The sequence below is a fragment of the Streptomyces sp. NPDC005799 genome (genome assembly GCF_040630525.1).
In the GTDB taxonomy this organism is placed as follows: domain Bacteria; phylum Actinomycetota; class Actinomycetes; order Streptomycetales; family Streptomycetaceae; genus Streptomyces; species Streptomyces griseorubiginosus_B.
In genome coordinates this window covers 1-25,493 of the sequence record NZ_JBEXXQ010000007.1, presented here as the reverse complement: position 1 = coordinate 25,493, position 25,493 = coordinate 1, and the positions used below count along the sequence as shown (strand labels likewise).

At 70.7% G+C, this 25,493-nt stretch carries 20 protein-coding genes and 1 pseudogene; 14 read left to right on the top strand and 7 right to left on the bottom strand.

Annotated elements, in window-relative coordinates:
* The first annotated feature begins 2 nt into the window (after nt 1–2).
* From ABZ453_RS08875 to ABZ453_RS08835, 9 genes and pseudogenes are all read left to right on the top strand, one after another.
* Nucleotides 3–962: an ABC transporter permease gene (locus ABZ453_RS08875; protein WP_359013043.1), complete on the top strand. Its 960-nt coding sequence runs from the start codon at nt 3–5 to the stop codon at nt 960–962.
* A complete protein-coding gene (locus tag ABZ453_RS08870) occupies nt 959–1,873 on the top strand; it encodes an ABC transporter permease (RefSeq protein WP_359013041.1) in 915 nt (304 codons plus the stop codon). The genes ABZ453_RS08875 and ABZ453_RS08870 overlap by 4 nt, the downstream gene beginning before the upstream one ends.
* Nucleotides 1,870–3,558 (top strand): ABC transporter ATP-binding protein, encoded by a 1,689-nt coding sequence (locus ABZ453_RS08865; protein WP_359013038.1) that lies wholly within the window; start codon nt 1,870–1,872, stop codon nt 3,556–3,558. The genes ABZ453_RS08870 and ABZ453_RS08865 overlap by 4 nt, the downstream gene beginning before the upstream one ends.
* Complete coding sequence (locus ABZ453_RS08860; protein ID WP_359013036.1) at nt 3,555–4,613, top strand: LLM class flavin-dependent oxidoreductase; 1,059 nt, start codon at nt 3,555–3,557, stop codon at nt 4,611–4,613. Before ABZ453_RS08865 ends, ABZ453_RS08860 begins: the two co-directional genes overlap by 4 nt.
* A 168-nt stretch (nt 4,614–4,781) precedes the next feature.
* Nucleotides 4,782–4,970 (top strand): annotated as a pseudogene (locus tag ABZ453_RS08855) (LysR family transcriptional regulator); the annotation flags it as partial.
* A gap of 102 nt (nt 4,971–5,072) precedes the next feature.
* Nucleotides 5,073–7,961 carry an AAA family ATPase gene (locus ABZ453_RS08850; protein ID WP_359013033.1) on the top strand — a complete coding sequence of 963 codons (2,889 nt, stop codon included), beginning with the start codon at nt 5,073–5,075 and terminating at the stop codon, nt 7,959–7,961.
* Nucleotides 7,962–8,082: 121 nt separating this feature from the next.
* The gene (locus ABZ453_RS08845) at nt 8,083–9,708 is read left to right on the top strand and encodes a S53 family peptidase (RefSeq protein ID WP_359013031.1); all 1,626 of its coding nucleotides are present in this window, start codon (nt 8,083–8,085) and stop codon (nt 9,706–9,708) included.
* Nucleotides 9,709–10,066: 358 nt separating this feature from the next.
* The gene (locus tag ABZ453_RS08840; protein ID WP_359013029.1) at nt 10,067–10,690 is read left to right on the top strand and encodes a hypothetical protein; all 624 of its coding nucleotides are present in this window, start codon (nt 10,067–10,069) and stop codon (nt 10,688–10,690) included.
* 152 nt (nt 10,691–10,842) lie between these two features.
* Nucleotides 10,843–11,343 carry a MarR family transcriptional regulator gene (locus ABZ453_RS08835; protein ID WP_359013027.1) on the top strand — a complete coding sequence of 167 codons (501 nt, stop codon included), beginning with the start codon at nt 10,843–10,845 and terminating at the stop codon, nt 11,341–11,343.
* Nucleotides 11,344–11,347: 4 nt separating this feature from the next.
* Here ABZ453_RS08835 and ABZ453_RS08830 read toward each other — a convergent pair whose 3' ends face one another.
* From ABZ453_RS08830 to ABZ453_RS08810, 5 genes are all read right to left on the bottom strand, one after another.
* The gene (locus ABZ453_RS08830; protein WP_359013025.1) at nt 11,348–12,535 is read right to left on the bottom strand and encodes a PP2C family protein-serine/threonine phosphatase; all 1,188 of its coding nucleotides are present in this window, start codon (nt 12,533–12,535) and stop codon (nt 11,348–11,350) included.
* 54 nt (nt 12,536–12,589) lie between these two features.
* A complete protein-coding gene (locus ABZ453_RS08825; RefSeq protein ID WP_359013023.1) occupies nt 12,590–13,033 on the bottom strand; it encodes an ATP-binding protein in 444 nt (147 codons plus the stop codon).
* The gene (locus tag ABZ453_RS08820; RefSeq protein ID WP_359013021.1) at nt 13,033–13,326 is read right to left on the bottom strand and encodes a hypothetical protein; all 294 of its coding nucleotides are present in this window, start codon (nt 13,324–13,326) and stop codon (nt 13,033–13,035) included. Before ABZ453_RS08820 ends, ABZ453_RS08825 begins: the two co-directional genes overlap by 1 nt.
* On the bottom strand, nt 13,323–14,057 hold the full coding sequence (locus ABZ453_RS08815; protein WP_359013019.1) for an STAS domain-containing protein: 735 nt from the start codon (nt 14,055–14,057) through the stop codon (nt 13,323–13,325). Before ABZ453_RS08815 ends, ABZ453_RS08820 begins: the two co-directional genes overlap by 4 nt.
* 132 nt (nt 14,058–14,189) lie before the next feature.
* Nucleotides 14,190–15,359 (bottom strand): PP2C family protein-serine/threonine phosphatase, encoded by a 1,170-nt coding sequence (locus ABZ453_RS08810; RefSeq protein WP_359013017.1) that lies wholly within the window; start codon nt 15,357–15,359, stop codon nt 14,190–14,192.
* A 197-nt stretch (nt 15,360–15,556) separates the two neighbouring features.
* Here ABZ453_RS08810 and ABZ453_RS08805 point away from each other — a divergent pair, with 197 nt between their 5' ends.
* The 3 genes from ABZ453_RS08805 to ABZ453_RS08795 all read left to right on the top strand — a co-directional run bounded on the left by ABZ453_RS08805 (nt 15,557) and on the right by ABZ453_RS08795 (nt 21,809).
* Nucleotides 15,557–15,991: a MarR family transcriptional regulator gene (locus ABZ453_RS08805; RefSeq protein WP_359013016.1), complete on the top strand. Its 435-nt coding sequence runs from the start codon at nt 15,557–15,559 to the stop codon at nt 15,989–15,991.
* 440 nt (nt 15,992–16,431) lie between these two features.
* Nucleotides 16,432–19,629 carry an alpha-L-rhamnosidase gene (locus ABZ453_RS08800; RefSeq protein ID WP_359013014.1) on the top strand — a complete coding sequence of 1,066 codons (3,198 nt, stop codon included), beginning with the start codon at nt 16,432–16,434 and terminating at the stop codon, nt 19,627–19,629.
* Nucleotides 19,630–19,889: 260 nt separating this feature from the next.
* Complete coding sequence (locus ABZ453_RS08795) at nt 19,890–21,809, top strand: right-handed parallel beta-helix repeat-containing protein (RefSeq protein WP_359013012.1); 1,920 nt, start codon at nt 19,890–19,892, stop codon at nt 21,807–21,809.
* A 63-nt stretch (nt 21,810–21,872) separates the two neighbouring features.
* Here the strand turns inward: ABZ453_RS08795 and ABZ453_RS08790 are convergent, their stop codons facing one another.
* Complete coding sequence (locus tag ABZ453_RS08790; protein ID WP_359013010.1) at nt 21,873–22,607, bottom strand: NAD(P)-binding domain-containing protein; 735 nt, start codon at nt 22,605–22,607, stop codon at nt 21,873–21,875.
* A gap of 41 nt (nt 22,608–22,648) precedes the next feature.
* The gene (locus ABZ453_RS08785) at nt 22,649–23,521 is read right to left on the bottom strand and encodes an alpha/beta hydrolase (protein ID WP_359013008.1); all 873 of its coding nucleotides are present in this window, start codon (nt 23,519–23,521) and stop codon (nt 22,649–22,651) included.
* Between the two features lie 207 nt (nt 23,522–23,728).
* On the opposite strand from ABZ453_RS08785, the gene ABZ453_RS08780 reads away from it, so the two are divergent.
* The gene (locus tag ABZ453_RS08780) at nt 23,729–25,228 is read left to right on the top strand and encodes an MFS transporter (protein WP_359013006.1); all 1,500 of its coding nucleotides are present in this window, start codon (nt 23,729–23,731) and stop codon (nt 25,226–25,228) included.
* Between the two features lie 119 nt (nt 25,229–25,347).
* Nucleotides 25,348–25,493 (top strand): TetR/AcrR family transcriptional regulator (locus tag ABZ453_RS08775; protein WP_359013391.1); only part of this gene is annotated, 146 nt, incomplete at its 3' end.

The following is a 25,493-nucleotide window of genomic DNA, read 5'->3' as shown; positions in this document are numbered from 1 at the left end:
GCATGCGCCGCTATGTGATCAAACGGCTCGCGCAGGCGGTCGGCGTGCTGTGGGCGGCGTACACGGTCTCGTTCCTGGTGCTGGACTACCTGCCGGGCGACCCGGTCACGGCGATGGCCAGTGCCGGGATGGACTCGGGGCAGGTCGACCCGAAGCAGATCGCCGCCCTGCGGCACGAGTACGGCTTCGACAAGCCGGTGCTGGTGCAGTACGCCGAGTACCTCGGCCGGGCGGTGCGCGGGGACTTCGGCGACTCGGTGTCCACCGGTCGTGCGGTGACCTCGACGGTGGCCGACGCCCTGCCGCAGACCCTGCAGCTGACCGGAGCGGCCCTGCTGCTCGCGGTGCTCCTCGGTGGCGGTCTGGCGGTGGTGGCGACGTACACCACTCAGCGCGGGCTGCGGCAGCTGCTGCTGTCGCTGCCGCCGCTGGGGGTGTCCGTCCCGACGTTCTGGGTGGGGCTGCTGCTGGTCGAGTTGTTCTCCTTCCGGCTGCACTGGTTTCCCGCGTTCGGCAACGACGGCCTGCGGGGGCTGGTGCTGCCGGCCCTGACGCTGGCGGTGCCGACCGGGGCGCAGGTCGCCCAGGTGCTCGCCAAGAGCCTGCTCACCGCGCTGGACCAGGCGTACATCGAGACAGCGCGGGCCAAGGGCGCCGACCGGTGGCGGGTTCATCTGCGGCACGCCCTGCGCAACGCGTCCCTGCCGGCGCTGACCGTCGTCGGCCTGCTCGTGGGGCAACTGATCGCCGGTTCGGTGGTGGTGGAGACCGTGTTCTCCCGCGACGGCCTCGGCCGCGTCACCGCGGCGGCGGTCACGGCTCAGGACATCCCGCTCGTGCAAGGGGTCGTGGTGTTCGGAGCGCTGATCTTCGTGACGACGAACGTGGTCATCGACCTGGTCTACCCACTTCTCGATCCACGGATCGTGGTGGCCTCGGGCGGAAGGGCGGCCCTCGCATGAGCCAGAGCCTCGTCGACGACACCGCCCTCGGCCTGGCCCGGCCGGTCGACACGGCCCCCGGCCCCGAGCCGGGGAGCCGCGGCGACGTACGACGTGTGCTGCGGTTCCTGGCCCGCCGACCGGGCCTGTTGCTGTCGGTCGTCGTCCTCGTCCTGGTGGTGCTGGCCTCGTTCTGGCCGGGAGTGTTCACCTCTCAGGACCCGCTGAAGGGCGTCCCCGCACAGAACTTCCGCGGCCCGAGCGCACATCACTGGTTCGGCACGGACGAGTTGGGCCGCGACGTGTTCTCCCGGGTCGTCCACGGCGCCCAACTGTCCCTCAAGGCGACGCTGATCGCCGTCCTGGTCGCGTTCGTGGTCGGCGGACTGCTCGGGGTGGTCGCCGGGTTCGTGGGCCGCTGGGTGGACGACGTCCTCATGCGCTTCGTCGACGTACTCCTGTCCATCCCCGCGCTGTTCATGTCCCTCGCGCTGGTCACCGCGCTGGGCTACGGCACGGTGAAGGTGGCGGTCGCGGTCGGCATCGCCAGCGTCGCCTCGTTCGCGCGGGTGGCGCGCGCGGAGGTGCTGCGGGTGCGGCAGGCGGTGTTCGTGGAGGCCTCGCGGGCGAGCGGGGCGCGCTGGTACTCGGTGCTGGGCCGGCATGTGCTGCCCAACGCGGCGGGCCCGGTGATCGTCCTGGCCACCCTCGATTTCGGTTCCTCCATCCTGGCCGTCTCCGCCCTCAGCTTCCTCGGTTACGGCGCTCCTCCGCCCGCCCCGGAGTGGGGCACGTTGATCTCCGACGGCCGCAACTACCTCGCCAACGCCTGGTGGCTGACCGCGCTGCCCGGACTGGCCATCGCCGCGACCGTGCTGGCAACCAACCGCATCGCCCGCGCGCTGGACGGCGAATGGTCCCGACAGCCATGACCGACGAACGTGAGGACGGCGAGGACGTGACCACACCACTGCTGGAGATACGCGGTCTGTCGGTGTCGTACCGCACCCGGGGCGGCACGGTCGAGGCCGTCCGGGGCGTGGATCTCGACGTGTGGCCGGGACAGGTGACCGCGGTGGTCGGCGAGTCAGGCTCCGGGAAGAGCACGACAGCGCACGCGATCACCCGGCTGCTGTCGGCGAACGGCCGGATCGACGCGGGCACCGTCCGCTTCGGCCGGCACGACCTCGCCACCCTCTCGGAGGCCGAACTGCGCACCGTCCGCGGGGCACGTATCGGACTGGTGCCCCAGGATCCGACGGTCTCCCTCAACCCGGTCCGGCGGATCGGTGACCAGGTCGCCGAGGTGTTGCGCATCCATGGTCTGGCGACCCGCCGATCGGCTCCCGCCGAGGCGGTCGAGGTCCTGGACCGGGCCGGGCTGCCCGACGCGGCCGTACGGGCGCGGCAGTACCCGCACGAACTGTCCGGCGGGATGCGGCAACGCGCCCTGATCGCCATCGCCATCGCGGCGCAGCCCGAGCTGATCATCGCCGACGAGCCCACCAGCGCGCTCGACGTCACCGTGCAACGGGTCATCCTGGACCATCTCCGGACCCTGACCCAGGAACTGGGCACCGCGGTCCTGCTGGTGACCCATGACCTCGGGGTCGCCGCCGACCGGGCCCAGCGGCTGGTGGTGATGTCCCGGGGCAAGGTCGTCGAGGCCGGCCCCACCGGTGACATCCTGGCCGGTCCGCGGGACCCCTACACCCGGCACCTGCTGGCCAGCGCCCCGAGCCTGACGACCGCCCGACCCCGCACCCCGGTCTCCGCCCCCGAGGCGGAGACGGCACCGCTGCTCGAAGTACGCAACCTCGTCAAGGAGTACAGGCTGCCCCGCGCCGGTGACGGGCCCCGAACCCTGCGCGCCGTGGACGACGTCAGCCTCACCCTCCCACGCGGCCGGACCCTCGCCCTGGTCGGCGAGTCGGGCTCGGGCAAGTCCACCACCGCCCGCCTGGTACTGCGACTCACCGACGCGACCGCCGGACAGATCCTCCTCGACGGCACCGACGTCACCACCGCCAGGGGCGCACAGGCCAGGCAGTTGCGCCGCCGCGCCCAGCTCGTCTACCAGAACCCCTACGCCTCCCTCGACCCCCGCTTCTCCATCGCCGAGGTGATCACCGAACCGCTGCGCGCCTTCAAGGTCGGCGACCGTGCCTCCCGGCTCGACCGGGCCCGCGAGCTCCTCGACCGGGTGGCCCTGCCCGCCGCCACGCTGGCGCGCCGGCCGGCGGAACTCTCCGGGGGACAACGCCAGCGCGTGGCGATCGCCCGGGCCCTCGCCCTCTCCCCCGACCTCGTGGTCTGCGACGAGCCGGTCTCCGCGCTCGACGTGTCCGTCCAGGCCCAAGTCCTCGACCTGCTCGCCGAATTGCAGGCCGACACAGGGGTCGCGTATCTGTTCATCTCGCACGACCTGGCCGTCGTACGCCAGATCGCCCACCAGGTCGCGGTCATGCGGACCGGCCGGATCGTCGAGACCGGACCGCCCGAGAAGCTCTTCACCGACCCCCGCCACGAGTACACCCGAGAACTCCTTTCCGCCATCCCCGGCGGCCGGCTCCCCTCCCCCGCCGAGACCGCCACGAGCCGAGGAGCAGCGTCATGAGCACTCCCGCCATCACCTCCTTGGCCTTCCTCACCCCAGGCAACTTCGCCGACGACGACCCCTACACCGGCCTGGAGGAGACCCTCCAGCTCTTCGAGTACGGCGAACGGCTCGGCTACGACGGGGCCTGGATCCGCCAGCGCCACCTCGAACACGGTGTCGGCTCCGCCGCGGTGTTCCTCGCCGCGGCCGGCCAGCGCACCGAGCGGGTCGAGCTGGGGACCGCGGTCATCCCCATCGGTTACGAGAGCCCCTTCCGCCTGGCCGAGGACCTCGCCCTGGCCGACGTCCTGTCCCGCGGCCGCCTCCAGGTCGGCTTCAGCACCGGCATGCCGCACGCCGAACTCCTCGGCGACCTGGTGTACGACGGCGACTGGCGCGGCTTCGACCTGTCGTACGGCAGGATCGCCCGCCTGGTCGACCACCTGCGCGGCGACTACCTCGGCGGCCCGGACACCGTGATCCACTCGCCCGGCAACGTCCAGCGGCCACGGCTGCAACCCCACAACCCCGGTCTGGTCCAGCGGATCTGGTACGGCGGAGGCAGCCCACGCTCGGTCCGCTGGGCCGCCGAGCACGGCCTCAGCCTGCTGTCCGGCAACATCGTCTCCGGCGAGGACACCGACGACTTCACCACCGCCCAGGCGAACCTGCTCGCCGAGTACCGGCGCACCCTCGGCGACGACCGGCAGACGACACGCGTGGCACTGGGGCGGGTGATCGTGCCGTACGACAGCGCCGACGCGGCCACCCGGACCCGCTACCGCGACTACGCGGCCAGTCGACACGCGCGCACCCTGAAGCCGCAGACCGTCGCCGCGCTGGGCGGGAAGCGGATCCTGTTCGCCCCGGACGTGGTCGGCACCGCGGAGCAGATCCTGGAGCGGCTGACGGCCGATCCCGTCCTCGCGCAGGTGTCGGAACTGCGCCTGGAACTGCCGTACGAGTTCCACCGGGAGGAGTACGAGCAGATCCTGCACGACGTACGGCACCTGATCGCCCCCGAGTTGGGTTGGCGCGCCGCTTTCCCCGCCGTTCAGGAGGCGAGCCGGTAAGCCCTGGCCCCTTGCGCCCGGTCCGCCTACAGGGGCACTCCCGTAGCCCGCACGATGGTCTTTCCGGTGTTCCGGCCGCGCAGCATGCCCACGAACGCGTGCAGTGGCCGACGGGAAAGCCGACTTGGCCCTCGCCACGCTGGGCGGCTCCGTCGCGCTCGAGCCGAAGCGGGGCACGGAATGGTGATCATGCCCGCGCTCTCCCTGTCCGGCGCACCGGACCCGGTCGGGATCACCGACCTCGGCCCGACGCGCCCGGTCGGCTACGTCACCACCCCCGAACTGGCCAAGTCGGCCGTCGTGCGCGCCCTGGTGAGGAAACCGCGGGCCGCCGTCCCCCAAGGAGCGGGTGTTTGATCAGGCCGGGGCGGCGGCCGCGTGATCAACGGGCGTGACAGAGGTCATTGACAAGCGGAATCGGTGAGGTTGTCATGAACACATGATTCGAGGTCGTGAGATGTGCGGGACAGCGGGTGGGCGAGCTCCGCGGCGGCGCGGTCACTGACCTTGCGCTCCGAACTGCTCGACGCGGCCCGGGCCAGGTTGTCGGCCCGTTCCGGCGTCCTTTTCCACGGTCCCGCAGGAATCGGCAAGTCCGTCCTCGTGTCGGCGCTGACCACGGACGCGGTCGGCACGGTTCTACGCTGCTCGCCCGCCCAGGAGGACGGCGAGCTGCCGTTCGCCGCACTTGCCGACCTTTTCGCACCGGTGCCGCGCAGCCACCTGGACGCGCTCGCGCCCGAGCTCCGGCGTGCCCTGGACGCGGCCCTGCTGCGCGGCCCGGAACCACGGGACGGGCGCGGTCGGCTCGCGGTACGCGCCGCCGTCCTCGAGGTGCTGCGGACCCTGGCCGCCGCCGACCCGGTCGTCCTCGTCGTGGACGGCCTGCAGTGGCTCGACGAGCCGACCGCCGAGGCGCTCGCCTTCGCCGTACGGCGCCTGGAGCGCCTGAATGTCAGGATGGTGGCCGCCGAGCGGGTGGCCGAGGGTGAACAGCCCGAGTGGCTGCGCTGCTGCCCGCCGGGCACCGCCGAACTCTCGGTGCCGCCGCTGACGGACGAGGAAGTGGCGGACCTCGTCCGGGACGGTACCGGTGCCGATCTGCCGCCGACGAGGCTGCGGGCCATCCAGGACACGGTCGTCGGAAACCCCTTGTACGCACTGGAGTTGGCGCGGGCCGCCCTGCTCGGACCGGCGCGCGACGGCTTCGGGCTGCCGCTGCGCGTGCCCCGAAGGCTGCGCACCCTGCTGGTGGGCCGGACACGTACCCTGCCGGAGCCCGTGCGACGCACTCTCCTCGTCGCCGCCACCGCCGCTCACCCCAGCCTCACGCTGCTGCGTGCGGCAGGTCTTCCCGGCCCCGCCACGGCTCTCGCGGACGCCGAACGGCTCGGCATCGCGACGGCGGACGCGGAAGGCACCGTACGGTTCGGCCATCCCCTGATCCGGACCGCTGTCCACGCCGACGCGACGGAGAGCGACCGCAGACAAGCGCACGCCCTGCTGGCCCGCGTGGTCACCGAGCCCGTGGAGCGGGCCCGCCATCTCGCCCACGCCCACCCGCACGAGGACGAGACCATCGCCCTGGTCCTGATGACCGCCGCGGAGTCCGCGCGACTCGACGGAGCCCTCGGGGCGGCCTGCGAACTGGCCGGCCTCGCCGCCCGCCGCACCCCCGGCGACCGGCCCGCGGACCGGGCCGAGCGGCTTCTGGCCGCGGCCGACTTCGCGTGTGACGCAGGGCAGTTGGAGAAGGCCGGCGAGGCGGCGGAGACCGTTCTCGCTGTGGGCTCGGCCCGGCAGCGGGTCCGGGCCCGCCTGATTCTGCTGCGCAGCGCGGGGCAGGCACTGGAGGGTACCCACATCCTGATCGAAGAGGGTCTGCGGGACGCCTACGGCGACCCGGAGGCCGAGGCGTGGCTGCACCACTGGTCGGCGGTACGAGGCCTGTTGTGCGGGGAGTTGGAGAAGGCAGCCGGTCATGCCCGGCACGCCGCTCGGCAGGCCGGCATGGCGGCTGACACGGAGACCCGCATCGGGGCGCTCGCCACGCTGGCCCGGGTGCGATCCCTGGCAGGCGACCCGCTCGCGGCCGACGCCGCGTTGCAGGAGGCGCTCGCCCTGGCCGGGGGCGCGGAAGGCGGCCCGCAGAGCTGGCGGCTGATCCGGATGCGGGCGATCCTGGCCCTGGACTCCGACCGGGTGACCGAGGCCCGCAAGCAGGTCGGCGAACTCCTGAACAGGATCGCGGAGTTGGCGGGCGTCGAGGAGGTCATGGCGACCTTGGTGGCGCTGACCCGCATCCAGGTGCGCGCCGGACTGTGCCGCGAGGCCCTGGACACCGCGGCCCGCTGCTCGCAGGTCATGGCCCAGTCGGCCCCAGCGCTGTACGCGGCCGCGCTCGCGGCCATCGCGGGCGGCCCCGTCGAGGAGGCACGGCACCTGGCCGCAGAGGCCGTGGCCGCCTCCGAGGCCGACGGTGACCGGCTGTTCCTGCTGCGCGCGCTGGCCGCGCTCGGGCAGGCTCAGCTCCTCGGCGGCGACCCGCACGGGGCAGCGGCCGCGGTGGAGGCGTTGCGGCGCGTCAGGCAGCTGGGCACGGCCATGGGCGCCGCCGATCCGCCCCTGCTGCACTGGTACGCCGACCTGGCCGAAGCACTCGTCGTGCTGGGCGAGACGGACGAGGCCGGGGCGGTGCTCCGCGAAGCCCGTGCACGCGTCTCGCCCCGCACGCCCGCCAGCGTGTGGGCGGCTCTGGAGCGGTCGGAGGGGCTGCGCGAGGCAGGCCTGGGCCGGCCGAAGGAGGGCGCGGCGCGACTGGGTGCGGCCGCGGACCGGCTGCGTCAACTGTCCCTGCCGGTCGACCTGGTGCGCACTCTCGTCGCACTCGGCACGGTCGAGCGCCGCTCCCGTCGCCGGAGCGCCGCTCGCACCGCCCTCGGTGAGGCGCTGGAGGTCGCCACCCGTGTCGGCGCCGCTCCCCTGGCGGCCCGGGCGAGGGACGAACTCGCCCGCGTCGAGGCCTCGAGCCGTGAGACGGGGCCCGACCTGACGCCCACCGAGGCCAGGATCGCCGAACTGGTGGGCGGCGGGGCCACCAACCGGGAGGTCGCGGCCGAACTGTTCATCAGCGTCAAGACCGTTGAAGGGACCCTGTCGCGGGTCTACCGCAAGGTCGGGGTCCGCTCGCGCACCGCTCTCGCCCACGCGATGGCGGTCGCCGTCATCGCCTCCGGGGCCGCTGTGAACACCAGCGACGACGGCCAAGTGGAGCGCCGGGAAAGGGCGGTGACGGTCGCTCAGGCCACCGGCGCACAGGGCCGTCGCGCTGTGGACATACGCCGTTGACATGACATCCACCGTTAACACGTAACGCAAGGGTTCCCCCGCTTATGGGGGTGGGGCCGGAGTTTCTACGGTGAAGCCGTTCCGCTCCCGGGACAACTCCCCCACTTTCCGGAGGACTTCAGTGAAGTCTCGTCTGAAACTGCTCGGCCTGCTCGCCGCGCCGGCCCTCGTCACCGCGGTCGTCCCCGCCGCCTACGCCGCGAACGCCCCGCACACCACGCGTGCCGCCATCGCCGGAGACGTTCTGCCAGGCCTGAAGCAGAACGCGGACCGCACCGGGAACGTCGCGGCCGGGAAGCGCATATCGGTGGCCATCAGCCTGACACCCAGAGGCGGCAGCGCTCTCGACACGTTCGTGGCCAAGGTCAGCGATCCGCGCTCCGCCTCCTACGGGCACTACCTCACCAAGAGCCGGTTCGCGGCGCGCTTCGGTCGCACCGACGCGGAGGTCGGGCAGCTCAGGGACTACCTCCACGCGCAGGGCCTCACCGTCGGCAAGGTCCACTCGGGCAACCTGCTGATCGACGCGAGCGGCACCGCCGCGCAACTGGAGAAGGCCTTCGGCACCAAGCTGTCGACCTGGCAGGACGCCAGGTCGGGGCGCTCCTTCTACGCCAACGACAACGCGCCGACACTGCCGTCCGGCCTCGCCCACCTCGTCAGCGACGTGGCCGGCCTCAACAACCGCGTGCAGCTCCACCACCAGGCGATCACCCGGACCGTCTCCCCGCACAACGGCCCCGGCGGCGGCTACACCCCGGCCCAGCTCAAGGGCGGGTACAACGTCTCCGGCAGCTACACCGGAAGCGGCCAGAAGATCGCCCTGCTGGAGTTCGACGGCTTCCAGCAGTCCAACATCACCAAGTACGACACCAACTACGGCCTGGGCTCGCCCACCCCGACCGTGCAGAAGGTCGACGGCGGCTCCGGCGCTCTCGGCGACGGGCAGGTCGAGGTCGAGCTGGACATCGAGGTGCTGCACGCCATCGCCCCGAAGGCGAACGTCACCGTCTTCGAGGGCCCGAACTCCGACGCCGGCGAGGTCGACACCTACCAGGCCATCGTCGACAGCGGCATCCCGACCACCTCGATCAGCTGGGGTGCCGCCGAAAGCGCCCGCACCACGTCCAACATCAACGCCGTGGACGCCGTCTTCAAGGCGGGCGCGGCACAGGGCCTCGGCTTCTACGCCGCCTCCGGTGACGACGGCTCCGACGACGCGGGCGACGGCGGCACGTCCGTGGACTACCCCGCCAGCGACCCGTACGTCACCGGTGTCGGCGGCACCAAGCTGACGGTCACCTCCGCCAACGCCTGGAGCAAGGAGGTCGCCTGGTCCGGTGGTGGCGGCGGCAAGTCCTCCGTCTTCAAGATCCCGAGCTGGCAGACAGCGGTCCAGAAGAGCGCCGGCGGCGGCTACCGTCAGGTGCCGGACGTCTCCGCGCACGCGAACCCCAGCCCCGGTGTGTCCATCTACTCGCAGGGCTCCTGGTCCTCGGTCGGCGGCACCAGCGCGGCGGCCCCCGAGTGGGCGGCGTTCGCCGCCCTGTACAACCAGCAGGCCGCCGCCGCGGGCAAGGCCGGCCTCGGCTTCGCCAACCCGGCCCTGTACTCGGCGAGCGGCACCGGTTTCCATGACATCACCAGTGGCAGCAACGGCGCCTACTCCGCGTCCACCGGCTGGGACTTCACCACCGGCTGGGGCTCGTACAACGCCGCGACCCTGGCGAGCAAGCTGCTCGGCTGACATCGAACGTCTGACACACAGCGCGGGCCGGGACAGCTCCCGGCCCGCGCTGTGTGTGTCATGGCGGCCGGACGGTTCAGGATCTCGGTGATCTCGTGCTGTTCCATGTCTTCGCTCCTGTGGTCGTCGTCGACGAGCCGGCCGACGTTCTCGGCACCCGGCTCGGTTTCTGCTGGATTTCAGCCATGTAGTGGACAACGAAGCACATGTCTTCCGTACTATCGCTTGAACACAGCTGTGCGGCAGTAACGACTGCTGCTCACACAGCACCAGGATGAACAGCACACGCGTTTGATTCCGCACACGTCATGGCCTGTCTCCGGTCGACCATGACGCCCCGCGAAGGAGTGTGAGCATCATGTCCGAAACCACTGCCGGCAACAGCGAGTTGACGTCCCACTACAGCGCACAGGTGGCAGGCGACCTTGAGCGCAACCTCAAGGAACAAGATCGTGTCCAGGAGGAGATCGAAGCACTGCAGGCGCAGTTGAGCGCCCTGCAGGAGGACCACACCGTCCTGGTGAACATCCAACAGGCCCTCGGTGTACCGGCAGCTCCCATCCAGCCTGCCCCCGAGACCGCGACGGTGCCCGCTCCCCGAAAGAGGAAGACCGCCACCGGATCCGGGAAGGACAAGCAGGCGCGAGTCACCAAGTCCACCGCCTCCGCCCGGAAGACAGGCAAGAAGACATCAGCTCCGGCCCCGACCGCGCCGTCGGCCCTGTCGAAACTCGTCGACCTCGTCCGCGAACACCTGGCCGGCCAGCAGGAGCCCCGCTCCGCCGCCGAAGTCGCCACCGCACTGCAACAACAGCACCCCGAGCGGGACATCAAGACCAAGATCGTGCGCCTCACCCTTGAGGGACTGGTGGCCAGGAACCACGCCCAGCGCACCAAGCAGGGCCGCTCCGTCTTCTACACCACCACGCAAACCGCCGAGCCCTCCCCGCAGAACGAGCCGGAGACATCCCAGCCCGCCTGAGCCCGCCTGACAGCCACTGCCCCGCAGAGCGCTGCGTATGTGCGGAAGCAGCAAGAGACGATCAGGAGGTGCTTGCTCGACGGCTCTTCGGGTACCGCGTTCAATGAGGGTGGTATCCGCATGGGCAGGTGGTTACTGAAAGTGATGTGGGCGTGACTCGTCTCAGTGGCTCGGGAGACGACCGGTCGAACGGATCAGGAGAGGATCCCCGGTCCGTCGCGCTGGAGATCGCGGATGCCGTGGACGCTCTGTCGGACCTGTGGTCGGTGGCCGCCCAGGGAGCCAGCCTGCGGCTGTCGCCGCACCAGTTGCGGGCCCTGCGGATCCTGGAATCGGAACCAGGGCTCAATCTCACCGCTCTGGCCGAGGGCATGGACATAGGGCCGCCGACCGCCAGTCGGCTCTGTGACCGGCTGGAGGCGGCCGGCCTGCTGGAGCGTCTGCTGCATCCGCACAAACGACGCGAAGTGCAACTGGTCCTCACGAACCGGGGCCGGCAGGTGCTTGCCGAAGTGGCCGCGCGCAGATCCCAGGCGCTCGCCATGGTTCTCGCGGCCATGGAGCCCGGCGAGCGGACGGCCCTGAGCCGGGGTGTCCGGGCCTTCCTGACGGCTCAGGACCGAGCCGACAAGGAAGGCGACGGCTCCCGGTGAGACCTCAGTTCCGGCGGCCGTTCCAGTCGAGACAGACCACGGCGGCATCCGTGGCCAGATCGCTGCTGCCGTAGTGCTCGACCAGCCCGGCGACGATCGCGCGTGCCGTCTCGTGCGGTGCCGTCGGACGGGTGGCACTCAGGATCTGGCGCAGGGCACGTTCGCCGAAGAGATCGCCCCTGGCGGAACGCGTACCGTGCACCCCGGTGCTGACGGCGATGAGGCGGTCTCCGGGCCGGACCTGGAACGTCTGCTCCTCGTAGAGGGTCTCCTCGAACATCCCCAGCGGCAGCTGGGCCGTCAGTTCGATCTGCTCGGTGCGCCCGTCACGCTGGCGGAACAGCTGGGGCGAACCCGCGTCGACCGCGCACACGGTGCCGGTGGCCAGCTCGAACCGCAGCAGCAGCGTGGAGGCGTACACCTTGCCGCCGTACTGGGCGTAGACGGCCTGGTCGGCCAGGCACGCCTGGTCGGCGAGGCCGATGTCGGCGCGCCGGGCGTTGCGCAGGGCACTGACCGCGAGACTGGTGAGCAGAGAGGCGTCGATCCCCTGTCCCATACCGTCGGTCATGGTGAGGACGAGGTGGTCCGCGCCGGCGGACCAGTCGAAGTTGTCGCCACCGATGGCGTAGGCGGGTTCGAGGTGGGCGCCGATGACGTACTCCTCGCGGGCGCAGCCCCCTCCGGGGAGGAGTTGCCACTGCATCTCGGCGGCCAGCGTGAGCCGGCGGGTGCGGCGGGCCTGGAGGTAGACGTCGGTGTCACGGCCGGCGGTGATGACCTCATGGCCGAGCGCGGTGGCGAAGTCACCCAGCTGAAGCACCGTGTCCGGATCGGGGGCCCCGGCGGGCAGTCGTACGGAGAGGACACCCAGGCGGTTCCCGCGCACCGTGATGGGCAGGTGTGCCACATGGCCCGTCGGCTCCTTCGCGACTTCCAGCACCGGTTTCTGGGTGCTGAAGGCGCTGCCCGCGGGCCCTTCGTGAGCGGGGACGGGGCTGTGGGTACGCGGCAGGTGGGAGACCGCTTGCAGGACCGTCAGGCCGTAATCCGCGAGGAGCAGTGTCACCTCCTGGGCGCCGACCCGCTCGGCGAGGACGCGGCGTGCGGTGTCCACCAGCGCATGGGGGGCGGCCGCACGCAATTCGGCTTCCGCTGAGGGAAGCGGTTCAGGCGTTCTCACGGTGTCCACCCTCTCGTCTCGTCATCTCCACGCTATCGCGCGACGTCGCGCTTCCCACTCTGTTCATGCCCCACCAAGGCGGGGTGCGGGCAGGCCGGAGACCCAGGTGGTGATGGTGACGGTGGTGCCCTCGCCGGGGCGGCTGTCGAGGGTGAACTCCTGCACCAGCCGCTCTGCTCCGCTCAGTCCCAGACCCAGGCCGCCACCGGTGGTGTAGCCGTCGGTCATGGCCTGGTCGACGTCGCGGATACCAGGGCCGGTGTCGACGAAGGCGAGCCGCAGTCCACGCAGGGGGCCGTCCTGGAGCACCGCGATCTCCAGGTGACCGCCACCGCCGTGGATGAGGGTGTTCCGGGCCAGTTCGCTGGCCGCGGTCACCAGCTTGGTCTGCTGAACCAGGTTGAACCCGAGGCCGACGGCCGCGCGGCGCACCTGCTGACGTACCCACGCCAGATCCTCGTCCGAGCGGATCGGCAAAGGCGTGGTGGAGGCGGGTGGGGCATGCATCACGCACCCTCTTCCGGGTGGGCGGACGGAGTTGGCGCGCACGTGACGCCCGACGACCGGGCGTTCGCGGCCGTCCTGGCCCGAACCGGCTTGTGGGAGGAGGCGACGGACTCGAGGCCGACGATGTCGAGCAGGCCCGCGTCCATGGCAGCCGGACCGCATCCCCGGGGGCGGACGCCTTGGCGCGGGAGTTGTCCGGCCATCCCGTGGCACGGCTCGGCAGGGGTGGCCGACAGGACGTCCCCGGGCGCCGCCTGCGGCACCGGGCCCGCACGGGTGGCGGCGCCGGTCACTGCGGGCTCGCTCCCGCGAGGGAGTGCCGGGAGACGACGACACCCTGCTCGGTGAGGGCGTGGGTCAGGGCGTCGGCGAGACCGGCCCGCGTGACGACCGTCCCGAGGTCGATCCCCAGATGGACGATGGTCTGCGCGATGGCCGGACGGATGCCGGACACGATGCATTCCGCGCCCATCAGGCGTGCCGCGGCGACCGTCTTCATGAGGTGCTGTGCCACGAGCGAGTCGACGGTCGGCACACCGGTGATGTCGAGGATGGCGTACGCGGCCCCGTGCTCGACGATCGCCTCCAGCACCACCAGGCGGAGCGTGCCCATCAGGGCCGTCAGCGCGAGGGCGCAGTCATGTGCGGGCCCCTCCGCGGGGGCGTCACACTCGGCTCGCAGCAGGGCGATGACCGGCGCGCGCAGGCCGGCGACCTCGCTGTCGATCTGTGCGGGGGTGAATCCGGCCCGGCCGCGGGAGGCGGACATCCGGCCGAGCTGCTCTCTGACGGCGGTGAAACCGGGAGCCGCGAGATCCTCCAGCCGTCCGGAGCGGGCCACCTGGGCCAGTGCGTCCACGACGGCCTTGGACGCCTCGACCGCCTCGTCCCGGGCGACGGTGAACACCGTACGGAACAAGGCCGCGTCGGCCCATCGCTGGGCGATCTGCTCACGGCGCCGCCGCAGGAAGTCAGCCAGTCCGCCCGCCGCCTCGGAAGCCGTGTTCTGCTCCGCCACCTGCATCGTCTCCCTGCTGCGAGGCTGCGACCCGCCGAGCGGCAGACCATCAGGCAATTGTTGCCGCATGACAAACATTAGCGGGCGGGTACGCGCCCCACAACACCGCCTGTCGCCGCCGGACGGTCCGGTGGACTGTCAATCCAGCGCCCTGCCGCGCCAGTCCAGGCATACGACCAGCGCGTCATCGTCCGGCACGGCTCCGCCGCGGTGGCCGGTCAGCTCCCGCAGGATCGCGCGCGGCACCTCGGCGGCAGGCAGCAGCCGGGTGGCCTGAACGGCCCGGGTGAGAGCCTCGTCGCCGTACGCCTCCCCCTTCGGAGAGGCGACGGCATGGACGCCGTCGCTGACGAAGACGAGCCGGTCACCGGGCTCGACATGGAAGTCCTGCGCCACGTAGTCGGTCTCCTCGAACATGCCCAGGGGCAGCTGGGCGTCGAAGTCGACGGGCTCCACGCTGCCGTTGCGCAGCCGCAGCAGCCGCGGGGAACCCGCGTCCACGACGACGGCACGCCCCGTGGTCAGATCGAAGTCGAACATCAGGACCGACAGATAGCAACGCCCTTGGTAGTGGGCGTAGATGGCCTGGTCGGCCAGGGCCGCCTGATCTGCGATGGAGATGCCCGCGCGGCGGGCGTTGCGCAGCGCGTTGATGGCCAGGTTCGTCAGCAGGGAGGCCTCTATGCCCTCGCCCATGCCGTTGGTGACGTACAGCATCAGGTGGTCGGCGGTGACCGACCAGTCGAAGTTGTCCCCGAAAATGGCGTAGGCGGGCTCCAGTTGGGCCGCGAGGTCGTACTCCGGCCGGGAACACGAACGGCCGGGCAGGAGCTGCCACTGCATCTCGGCGGCCAGGGTCAGCCGGTCCTTGCGCCGCGCCTGCAGGTACAGGTCGGTGTCGCGCTCGGCCACGATCAGTTCGTGTCCCAGCACATTGGCGATCTCGGCGAGTTCGGGTTCCCACTGGCGGGCGACGTCACCGCGGGACAGGGTCACGGACAGCACGCCGAGCCGGTCGCCGCGCACACTGACCGGCAGATGCAGACGGGTCGGTCCGTTTCGCCCCTCCTCCAGATACGGCCGCTGCGACCCGAAGGCCCGGCCGGCCGGGCTGTTGTGCACCGACACCGGCTCCGGCGTGTGCGGCGGGACCGACACGGGCCGCAGCACGGTCAGTCCGTAGTCGGCCATGTACAACTCGACGCTCCGCGCGTCGTACTGCTCGAGCAGCGCGGCGCGTACGGCGTCGAGCAACTCGTGGGGCGCCGCTGTGCGCAGAGCGCGTTCAGCGGCCACAAATCTCTTCATGATGAGGGAAACACCAATCCTTCGCCGGACGACCTGGTTCACGCGCAAGGCCGAGCTGGAGGGTGCGCCACGTCGGGCGGACCGTTGTCTCGGTGGCCAGGGCGCGCGGCTAGTACGCTGACAGGCACCCCAGTGCCTGCGAGAGAGTGATCGTGACTGCCTTCCGCCGCCCCCCGGAGCCCGATGAGGTCGCGCGTGTGACCACCACGGCCGTTGAGCTGCTGGAGGTCGTGTGGGGCCGGGCCTCGACAGCGCCCACCTCCGCGTCCCAGCTGCGGGTGCTGCACATCCTGGAGCACCAGGACGGCATCAGGCTGCGCACACTCGCCGAGTCCCTCGCCTCCACCCCGCCGTCCACCAGCCGGCTGTGCGACCGGCTGGTGGCCGCCGGGTTCGTCGAGCGGGAGGTGAGCGCGGAGGACCGCCGCGAGGTGCGGCTACACCTGAGCAACCGGGGCCGCGCCTTCCTCGCCGACCTGCGCGCCCGCCGGGAGAGGGAGCTGCAGACGGTGCTGCGGGATATGCCCGCCGCCAAGCGGGTCGCGCTGCTGGAGGGGCTGGAAGCGTTCTGCGCCGCCGCGGCGACGCAGATACACGACGCCGTCGCGGATTCGGGCAGCCGAACCGCCTGAACCGTCGTTCGCGACGCATGTGTCACCGTCGGCTTTCGACGTCGGTGACCAGCACACGGAGTGGCCTCCGCCCACCGGAGCATTCCAGGTCCTTCCCGCGTACGTCCGACCCGCTTACTTTGTTGCCTCACGGCTACTATTGTCAAACAGCAACAATGCACCGGAGGACTCCTACGCGAACTCGGATACCCCGACATCGGGCAGTTCTGCCGTGGTTGTGCGCTATGTCTCTCGAACGAGTGGGGCGGACGGACGGATTGAAACCGTTCAAGTGCCCGGCCCCTCACCCATCCCGTCGCTGACGCCGTGCAGCGCCTCGAAATGTCCACGTGCGAAAAAGCGTTGCACGACGATTGACCCTCACCCCACCCCGCTCTAGGTTTGCCACGCCTCCCCCATCTGAATCGATTCATTCTTTTGCCTGTGTGTGAGGAGTCGTGGTGATCAGCAGGAGGAACATTCTCGCGACCGCCGCCGCGGCGGTCGCTGCGGCGGCGGTCGACAGCGGTTCGGCCGTGGCCTCGCCAGGGTCCGGAGCGGCAAGGAGCGCCGGCCCGCACGTCACCGGGCCCAGCGTCGAGTACGTCCGACACCCCCTGGGCATCGACACCCCGCGCCCGCGTCTCAGTTGGCCGCTGGCCGCCGACGGGACGGGGGTGCGGCAGAGCGCCTACCAGGTCCGGGTCGCCACCAGCGCCTCGGGGCTGGCCCGTCCGGACGTCTGGGACAGCGGGAAGGTCCACTCCGCCGACTCGGTGCTCGTGCCGTACGCGGGACCGGCCCTCGAGCCCCGCACCCGCTACCACTGGTCCGTGCGGGTCTGGGACGGCGACGGCCGGGTCTCCGCCTGGAGCGAGCCCTCGTGGTGGGAGACCGGGCTCATGGACACCGGGCACTGGACCGCCGACTGGATCTCCGCCCCGGCGAGCCTCACCGACGCGCCGTCCTTCGAGGGCGGTTCGTGGATCTGGTTCCCCGAGGGCGACCCGACGAGCAGCGTGCCGGCGGCCACCCGCTGGTTCCGCGGCAGAGCCGACCTGCCCGACGCCATCACATCGGCGACGCTCGCCATCACCGCCGACAACGTCTACGCCGTCTCCGTCAACGGCGTCGAGGTGGCCCGCACCGACCTCGACACCGACAACGAGGACTGGCGCCGCCCGGCCGTCGTCGACGTGCTCGACCAGGTGCGAACAGGGGACAACGTTGTCACCGTCTCCGCCACCAACGCGGCCGTGGGCCCGGCAGGGTTGCTCGCCGTCCTCGTGGTCCGTACCGCCTCCGGTGAGCAGAAGGTGTACACCGACGGCTCATGGAAGGCGACCGACCAGCAACCGGCGGACGGCTGGCAGCAGTTGGGCTTCGACGACAGCACCTGGCCGGCGGCCGCGGTGGCGGCGGACTGGGGTTCCGGCCCCTGGGGGCGGGTCGTCCCGGTGTCGTACGCCGTCACCCAGCTGCGGCACACCTTCCGCCTCCCGCCCAAGAAGGTCGTCCGCGCGCGGCTGTACGCCACGGCGCTCGGCCTCTACGAGGCCCACCTCAACGGCAGCCGAGTGGGCACCGACCAACTCGCCCCCGGCTGGACCGACTACCGCACGCGGGTGCAGTACCAGACGTACGACGTCACCGAGTTGCTGAGACCGGGCGCCAACGCCATCGGCGCCTACCTCGCCCCCGGCTGGTACGCGGGCAACGTGGGCATGTTCGGGCCCGGCCAGTACGGCCCCCATCCGGCGCTGCTGGCCCAGTTGGAGGTCGAGTACGCGGACGGGACCAGTGGCCGCGTCACCTCCGGCACCGACTGGCGGGCCGCCGCCGGTCCGATCGTCGCAGCCGACCTGCTGAACGGCGAGACGTACGACGCGCGCAAGGAGACCCCCGGCTGGACCTCGCCCCGCTTCGACGACGGGAGTTGGATCGCCGTCCGCGGCGAGGGCGGCATCGGACCGGGTCTGATCGTCGCCCAGGTCGACGGACCGGTGCGTGTGGAACGGGAGTTGACGCCCAAGGCGGTGACCCAGCCCAGGCCCGGCGTCTTCGTGTTCGACCTGGGGCAGAACATGGTCGGCTCGGTACGGCTGCGGGTCTCCGGTGCCGCGGGGACGACCGTCCGGCTGCGCCACGCCGAGGTCCTCAACCCCGACGGCACCGTCTACACCGCGAACCTGCGCAGCGCGGCGGCGACGGACACCTACACCCTCAAGGGCCGGGGCGAGGAGGTCTACCAACCCCGCTTCACCTCCCACGGGTTCCGGTACGTGGAGGTGACGGGGTTCCCCGGCACCCCCACCGCGAAGGCCGTCACGGGGCGGGTCATGCACACGGACGCCCCCTTCACCCTCGACTTCGAGACCGACGTCCCGATGCTGAACCAGCTGCACCGCAACATCACCTGGGGGCAGCGCGGAAACTTCCTGTCCGTGCCCACCGACACCCCGGCGCGCGACGAACGGCTCGGCTGGACCGGCGACATCAACGTCTTCTCGCCGACCGCCGCCTACACCATGGAGTCGGCGCGGTTCCTGTCCAAGTGGCTCGTCGACCTGCGGGACTCGCGGACCCCGGCGGGCGCCTTCCCGGACGTGGCCCCCGCGGTCGGCACCCTCGGCAGCGGTACGGCGGGCTGGGGCGACGCCGGTGTCACCGTCCCCTGGGCCCTCTACCAGGCCTACGGCGACCGCCAGGTCCTGGCCGACGCCTGGCCCTCCGTCCGGGCCTGGCTCACCTACCTGGAGCAGCACAGCACCGGCCTGCTGCGCCCGGCCGAGGGCTACGGCGACTGGCTGAACCTGGACGACGACACCCCCAAGGACGTGATCGCCACCGCGTACTTCGCCCACAGCGCGGACCTAGCGGCCCGGATGGCCGCCGAGCTCGGCGAGGACTCCCGGCCTTACCGCGACCTCTTCGGGCGGATACGAACGGCCTTCCAGAACGCCTACGTCACCACCGACGGCCGGGTACGTGGCGACACCCAGACGGCGTACGTCCTGGCCCTCTCGATGGACCTGCTTCCGGACGCGTCCCGCAAGGCGGCGGCCGACCGGCTGGTGGCACTGATCGAGGGCCGGGACTGGCACCTGTCCACCGGGTTCCTCGGCACGCCCCGGCTGCTGCCCGTCCTCACCGACACGGGACACACGGACGTCGCCTACCGCCTGCTCCAGCAGCGCTCCTACCCCAGCTGGGGCTACCAGATCGACCGGGGCGCGACCACCATGTGGGAGCGCTGGGACTCCATCCGGCCCGACGGCAGCTTCCAGGACGCGGGCATGAACTCCTTCAACCACTACGCCTACGGCTCGGTCGGTGAGTGGATGTACACGAACATCGCCGGCATCGCGCCGGGCCGGCCCGGCTACCGGGAGATCGTCGTGCGCCCGCGACCGGGCGGCGCGGTCACCTCCGCCCGCGCCACCTTCACCTCGGTCCACGGGCCCGTCTCCACCCGGTGGCGGTTGCGCTCCGGCCGCTTCACCCTGACCTGCGCGGTGCCGCCCAACACGACCGCGGAGGTCTGGATCCCGACCTCCGACCCGGCGGAGGTCACCCACACCCACGGCACGTTCGTCCGTCGGGAGGACGGCTGTGCCGTGTACCGGGTGGGCTCCGGTACCCACACGTTCACCGCTTGAACAGCCGTCCTGAGTACCGGGGTTGAGCCCGGCGGTTCCGTCGGCGGCGCGGGTGTCAGCAGGCCGCCGACGGAAGCGCGTCATTGGTCCGATGTATCTGCGCCGCAGTCATTGACCTCCCACCCCCGTGCCCCTACCTTTCCTGCATGTTTCTGACAAGAGAACAGACACATACCGCGAGACCCGCCGGACCCCTCGTCTTATTCATCGGGTCTTACCGAGTCCTTGCGGCCTTCTTCTGCGCAGTCCTGTCCCTTGGAGTGCTCACCGCACCCGCGCACGCCGCGACCGCGGTCACCTACTTCGTCTCGCCGAGCGGGAGTGACAGCAACCCGGGTACCAGCGCCGACGCCCCCTTCCGTACCCTCACCAAGGCACAGACTGCGGTCCGGTCGATCGACAAGTCGACGTCAGGTCCGATCACCGTGACGCTGGCCGGAGGCGTCTATCGGTTGTCCAAGACCCTCACCTTCAGCTCCGCGGACTCCGGCGGCGGCACGGCCGGCACCGTCTGGTGGAAGGCGGCAGCCGGACAGGCTCCGGTCATCAGCGGCGGTGTCCAGGTCACCGGCTGGTCGCGGACCAGCGCCGACAGCAGCATCTGGTCCGCCCCGGCCCCCAGCGGCCTGGACACCCGGCAGCTGTACGTGAACGGCGTACGCGCCCAGCGCGCCACGGGCTCTCTGCCGGTGTCGGTGAAGCAGACGGCGACCGGGTACACCACGGCGTCCGGCGACCCCATGGCCGGCTGGCGCAATCGGTCGGCGATCGAGTTCGTCTACCGGGGCGGGCTCGGACTGTGGACCGAGCCACGCTGTCCGGTCGCCTCGGTCACCAGTGCCGCCATCACCATGGCCCAGCCCTGCTGGAACAACTCCACCCAGCGGGTCATGCGCACCGACGACTCGGGCCGCACGTACAACCTCGTCGGGCGCAAATCGATCACCGAGGCACCTACGGCGGTGGAGAACGCCTACGAACTCCTCGACAAGCCCGGTGAGTTCTACCTGGACAGGACCGAGCACCGCTTCTACTACATCCCGCGTTCCGGGCAGGACCTGACCAGCGCGGACGTCGAGGCACCCTCGCTGGACACCCTCGTGGCGACCTCCGGCAAGGCCTCGGACGAACCCAGTCACATCGGCTTCCAGGGCATCCAGTTCAGCTACGCGAACTACACGACCTCCAACACCGGCACGGGCTTCTCCGAAATCCAGGCGACGTACCAGGTCACCGGCACCACGGGCTACGCCACCCAGGGGCTGTGCACCTTCGTGTCGGGCGGCACCTGCCCGTACGGCAACTGGACGAAGATGCCGGGCGCGGTGCGGTTCACCTACGACAGCAGCATCCACTTCGACCACGACTACTTCGTCCATCTCGGGGCGGCCGGACTCGACCTCGGCAACGGCTCGCAGAACGACACCGTCACCGCCTGCGTGTTCACCGACATCTCCGGCAACGGTCTCGACCTGGGCGGCGTGGACATCCCCCAGCCCAGCAATGCGGCACAGCACACCAGCGGGATCACCGTGAAGGACAGCCACTTCTACGACACCGCCACCGAGTACCACGGCGGGGTCGCCATCGACGCCGGATACATCGAGACCTCGACGATCACCCACAACCAGATCGATCATGTGCCCTACACGGCCATCTCCATCGGCTGGGGCGGCTGGCCCGACAAGGTGAGCCTGCCCGCACAGCCCAACTACTCGAACAACAACACGATCTCGTACAACCTGATCCACGACCACATGTCGCTGCTCGGCGACGGCGGCGCCGTCTACACGAACGGCATCACCGGCACCTCGATGGCCAACGGTGAGAAGGTCGTCGGCAACGTCGTCCACGACCAGCTCAACACCTCGGGCGGCCACGTGCTGTACACCGACAACGGCGCCACCTACGTCTCGATCCTCGGTAACGCGGTGTGGAACATCAACGTCTCGCCGTGGGGCAGCAAGCACGTGAACTACACGGCGGGCGACGGAACGTACGACCCCACGGACATCGAGGGCAACTACTGGCCCAACGGTCCGTCCGACTACGACAACAAGAAGGTGCTGATCAAGGACAATCACGCCGTCACCGGGTCGGCGCAGGTTCCGTCGAGCATCATCGCGGCGGGCGGCATCGAGTCGCAGTACCAGGCGATCCTCTCCTGGCAGCCGGCCTGACGGGAAGAGAGCGGCGGACAACCGCGGGCCTGTCCCGGAAAGTGCGGGGCAGGCCCACCCCGGTCAGCGGTGGGCAGCGCGGTTCATCTCGACGACGTCCTCCAGGGAGGGGTCGGCGGCGAGGGCGGCGAAGCGCTCCGCCAGGCTCTCCCGGACAGCCGTGTCCTTGGCACGATCGGCAGCGGCCAGGGCTGCCGGCAGTTCGGCCAGGGTCAGTTCGGTGCAGTAAGCGGGGCCCATCGGCTGCTGACGCCAGGAGTCGGCCGGCGCTCCCGCGTCGTAGGGGTCGAATCCGGTGTCGTCCACCAGCCGCATGGCCAGACGCTTCGCTTCCTCCGAATCGCCGCTGACCGGGATGGCGATGCGGCCCGTGGTGCCCGCCGGGACACCCTTCGTTCGCTGCGTATCGGCCAGTGCGGCGTTCCACGCCTTGACCACGGGGCGCCCAAGGAGCTCGGAGGTGTACACGCTCTCCACCGCACCTCCCTCAACCGCCTCGATCCGCCCGCTGAGGTGGGGGTAGTAGTTGGAGGTGTCGATGACCACCGTCTCGGCGGGGACGGAGGTGAACAGGTCGGCCAGCTGTCCCGCCGCTCCGAAGGGGATGGCCAGGATGACGGCGTCCCTGTCCTTGACGGCGTCGTCAAGGGCCACGGCGCGGGCGCCGGTCTCCAGCACGCCGGGCGCGACGGCCGCGGGCCCGTGGGCACCGGCCACCTGGACGTCGTGACCGGCCGCGCCCAGCTTGCGCGCGAGATTGCCCCCGATCGCTCCGGCGCCGACAACAGATATTTTCACGATTCACACCTTCAAAAGACGTACGGCATTCAGGGCGACGGTCAGGCCGTGTTCAGCAGGTCGGCCACTACGTCGGGGCGTTCCAGGGCGATGAAGTGGCCTGCCTTCGGCACCTGAGTGAAGTCGGCGGCCGGCAGCAGCTGTCGGTTGGCCTCCCGGTCGGAGGGGCGGGACCAGTCCTTCTCGCCGTAGACGAGGTGGACGGGGGCCTTGATCCCGGGGTAGCGCGAGCGGGCCGCGATGAGGCTGGGCAGGGCCTGGTACACGCCCCGGGCGACGGTGGGGTAGCCGGGGCGGCGGCCCACCTGGAGGAGTTCGTCCACGTAGTCCCCCCGCAGCGCGCTCTTGTCGCCGAGGCCGCCCTGCAGGATCGCGCGCAGGGCGGGCCTGGGCTCCACCCCGGCGATCACCGGGCCCACTCCTGGCGCGAGGACGCCGCTGACCACCACGCGGGCCAGGAGACCGGAGCGGGCGATACCGCCGCGGAAGTCGTAGGTGTTCACGGCGACGACGCGGCGCACCCGCTCCGGCAGATCGGCCGCGGTGGTCAGGGCGAGTACCGCGCCCATGGACTCCCCCACCAACGTCACGTCGTGCAGGTCGAGTTCGGTCAGGAGCCGCTCGACGCCCGCGCGCATGGACGGCTCGTCGTACGACGCCCCGGGCACGATCTCGGAGTAGCCCATGCCCGGCAGATCCAGGGCATGGACGGTGTACCGGTCCGCGATCAGCGGGATGAGGTGGCGGAAGTGCTCGGCCTGCGTGCGCACGGTGTGCAGCAGGACCAACGGGGCGCCGCTGCCCGCCTTGAGGTAGCGCAGGGTTCCCTCGCCGCCGCGCCCCGCGCGCGGGGCGATGGTGTGGCTCGTCGTCCCCGGGATGTGGATCGAGGGACGTGACTCGTGGGCGGCCATCTCGCGGACTCCTTGGGGCGTAGCGGGAAACCGATCAGTTCCAACAAGGTAAACCGATCGGTTTCCCTGCGCAAGTCCAGCAGTGCGCTCCGGTATCGCCAGAGCGCGCCGCTCGCTTGCGCCGAGGAAACCGATCTGTTTACCTAAGCGGACACCGATCGGTTTCCGACCTGCGGGTCGGCCATCAGCCAGCAACCAAGGGGAACAGTGAGTACGACCTACGACCGCGGGGCACCCGCCTCCGGGAAATCACACTCGGGCCGGCGCGGCTCACATGCCGTGCGCTGGTGGGTGCTTGTCGTGCTGGGCACGGCGCAGCTCATGGTCACGCTCGACGCGACCGTCGTGAACATCGCGCTGCCCGCGGCGCAACATGACCTCGGCTTCGGCGACGGGAGCCGGCAGTGGGTGATCACGGGCTACGCCCTGGCCTTTGGCAGCCTCCTGCTGATCGGCGGCCGACTCGGTGATCTGCTCGGCCGACGGACCACCTTCGTGACCGGCCTGATCGGTTTCGCGGGCGCATCCGTCCTGGGCGGCGCGGCCGGCAACTTCGGCATCCTCGTCACGGCACGGGTGGCCCAGGGACTCTTCGCCGCATTGCTCGCGCCCGCGGCACTCTCGCTGCTCAGCGTGACTTTCACCGACCCGGCCGAGCGGCCGAAGGCCTTCGGCATCTTCAGCGCGCTGGCCGGTGCCGGCGGCGCGGTGGGTCTGCTGCTCGGCGGCATGCTCACCGAATGGGCGTCGTGGCGCTGGGTCATGTACGTCAACGTCGTCTTCGCGGCGATCGCACTGGTCGGCGCGGTGCTGCTGCTGGCCAAGCCCGCACTGACCGAGCGGCCCAGACTCGACATTCCCGGCACCGCCGCCGTGAGCGCGGCCCTGTTCGCCATCGTCTACGGCTTCGCACACGTCGAATCCACGAGCTGGACCAACCCGGTCACCCTCGGCTCCATGATCACCGGTGTGGTGCTGCTCGCGGTGTTCGTGTGGCTGGAGTCCCGGGCCGCCCATCCGCTGCTGCCGCTGCGGCTCGTGCTTGACCGGACCCGCGGTGGTTCGTTCCTGGCGGTGTTCGTCATCGGCATGGGAATGTTCTCGATCTTCCTGTTCCTGACCTATTACCTCGAGGCCGGCATCGGCTACTCGCCGATCAAGACCGGTCTGGCGTTCCTGCCGATGGTCGCGAGCATCGTCGCCGCCTCGACCACGGCGCCTTCACTGCTGCTGCCCCGGGTCGGTCCGAAGATCGTGATCAGCGGGAGCTTCCTGGTCGCCGCATCCGGTATGGCCCTGCTGACCCGGCTCGCACTGGACAGCACCTACGTCGCCCACATCATGCCCGGCATGATCCTGCTGGGGCTCGGCCTCGGCGGAGTGATGACCACCGCGTTCCAGGGCGCGACGGCGGGCATCCACCATGAGGATTCGGGCGTCGCCTCGGCGCTGATCAACACCGGCCAGCAGGTGGGCGGTTCGATCAGCACGGCACTGCTGACCACCGTCGCCTCATCGGCCACGGCCGACTACCTGTCCTCGCACAAGCCGGGCGCACTGACCGTGGCCCGGGCCGGGGTCGAGGGCTATACGGCCACCCTGGCCTGGGGCGCCGGGTTCTTCGTGATCGGTGCTGTCCTTGCAGCCCTCCTGATACCGAGTGCGCCGCTGGCGCCGTCGGAGGGCGAACCGGTGGTCGCCCACTGAGTCCGGATCCGAAGGTGAGAAACGCCCTGTGCTGATGGGTGCCGTGCTCCCAAGGCACCCATCAGCAAGGCGTAAACCGATCGGTTTTCAATGGGGCGGAATCGAGTTAACCTCGCCCCATGACCACCGAGGCGAAGTCAAGCTCCCGAGAGCGGCTGCTGGAGGCAGCAGCCACGCTCACCTACCGAGACGGCGTCAACATCGGCGTCGACGCGCTGTGCAAGGCGGCGGGGGTGTCGAAGCGCTCCATGTACCAGCTGTTCGA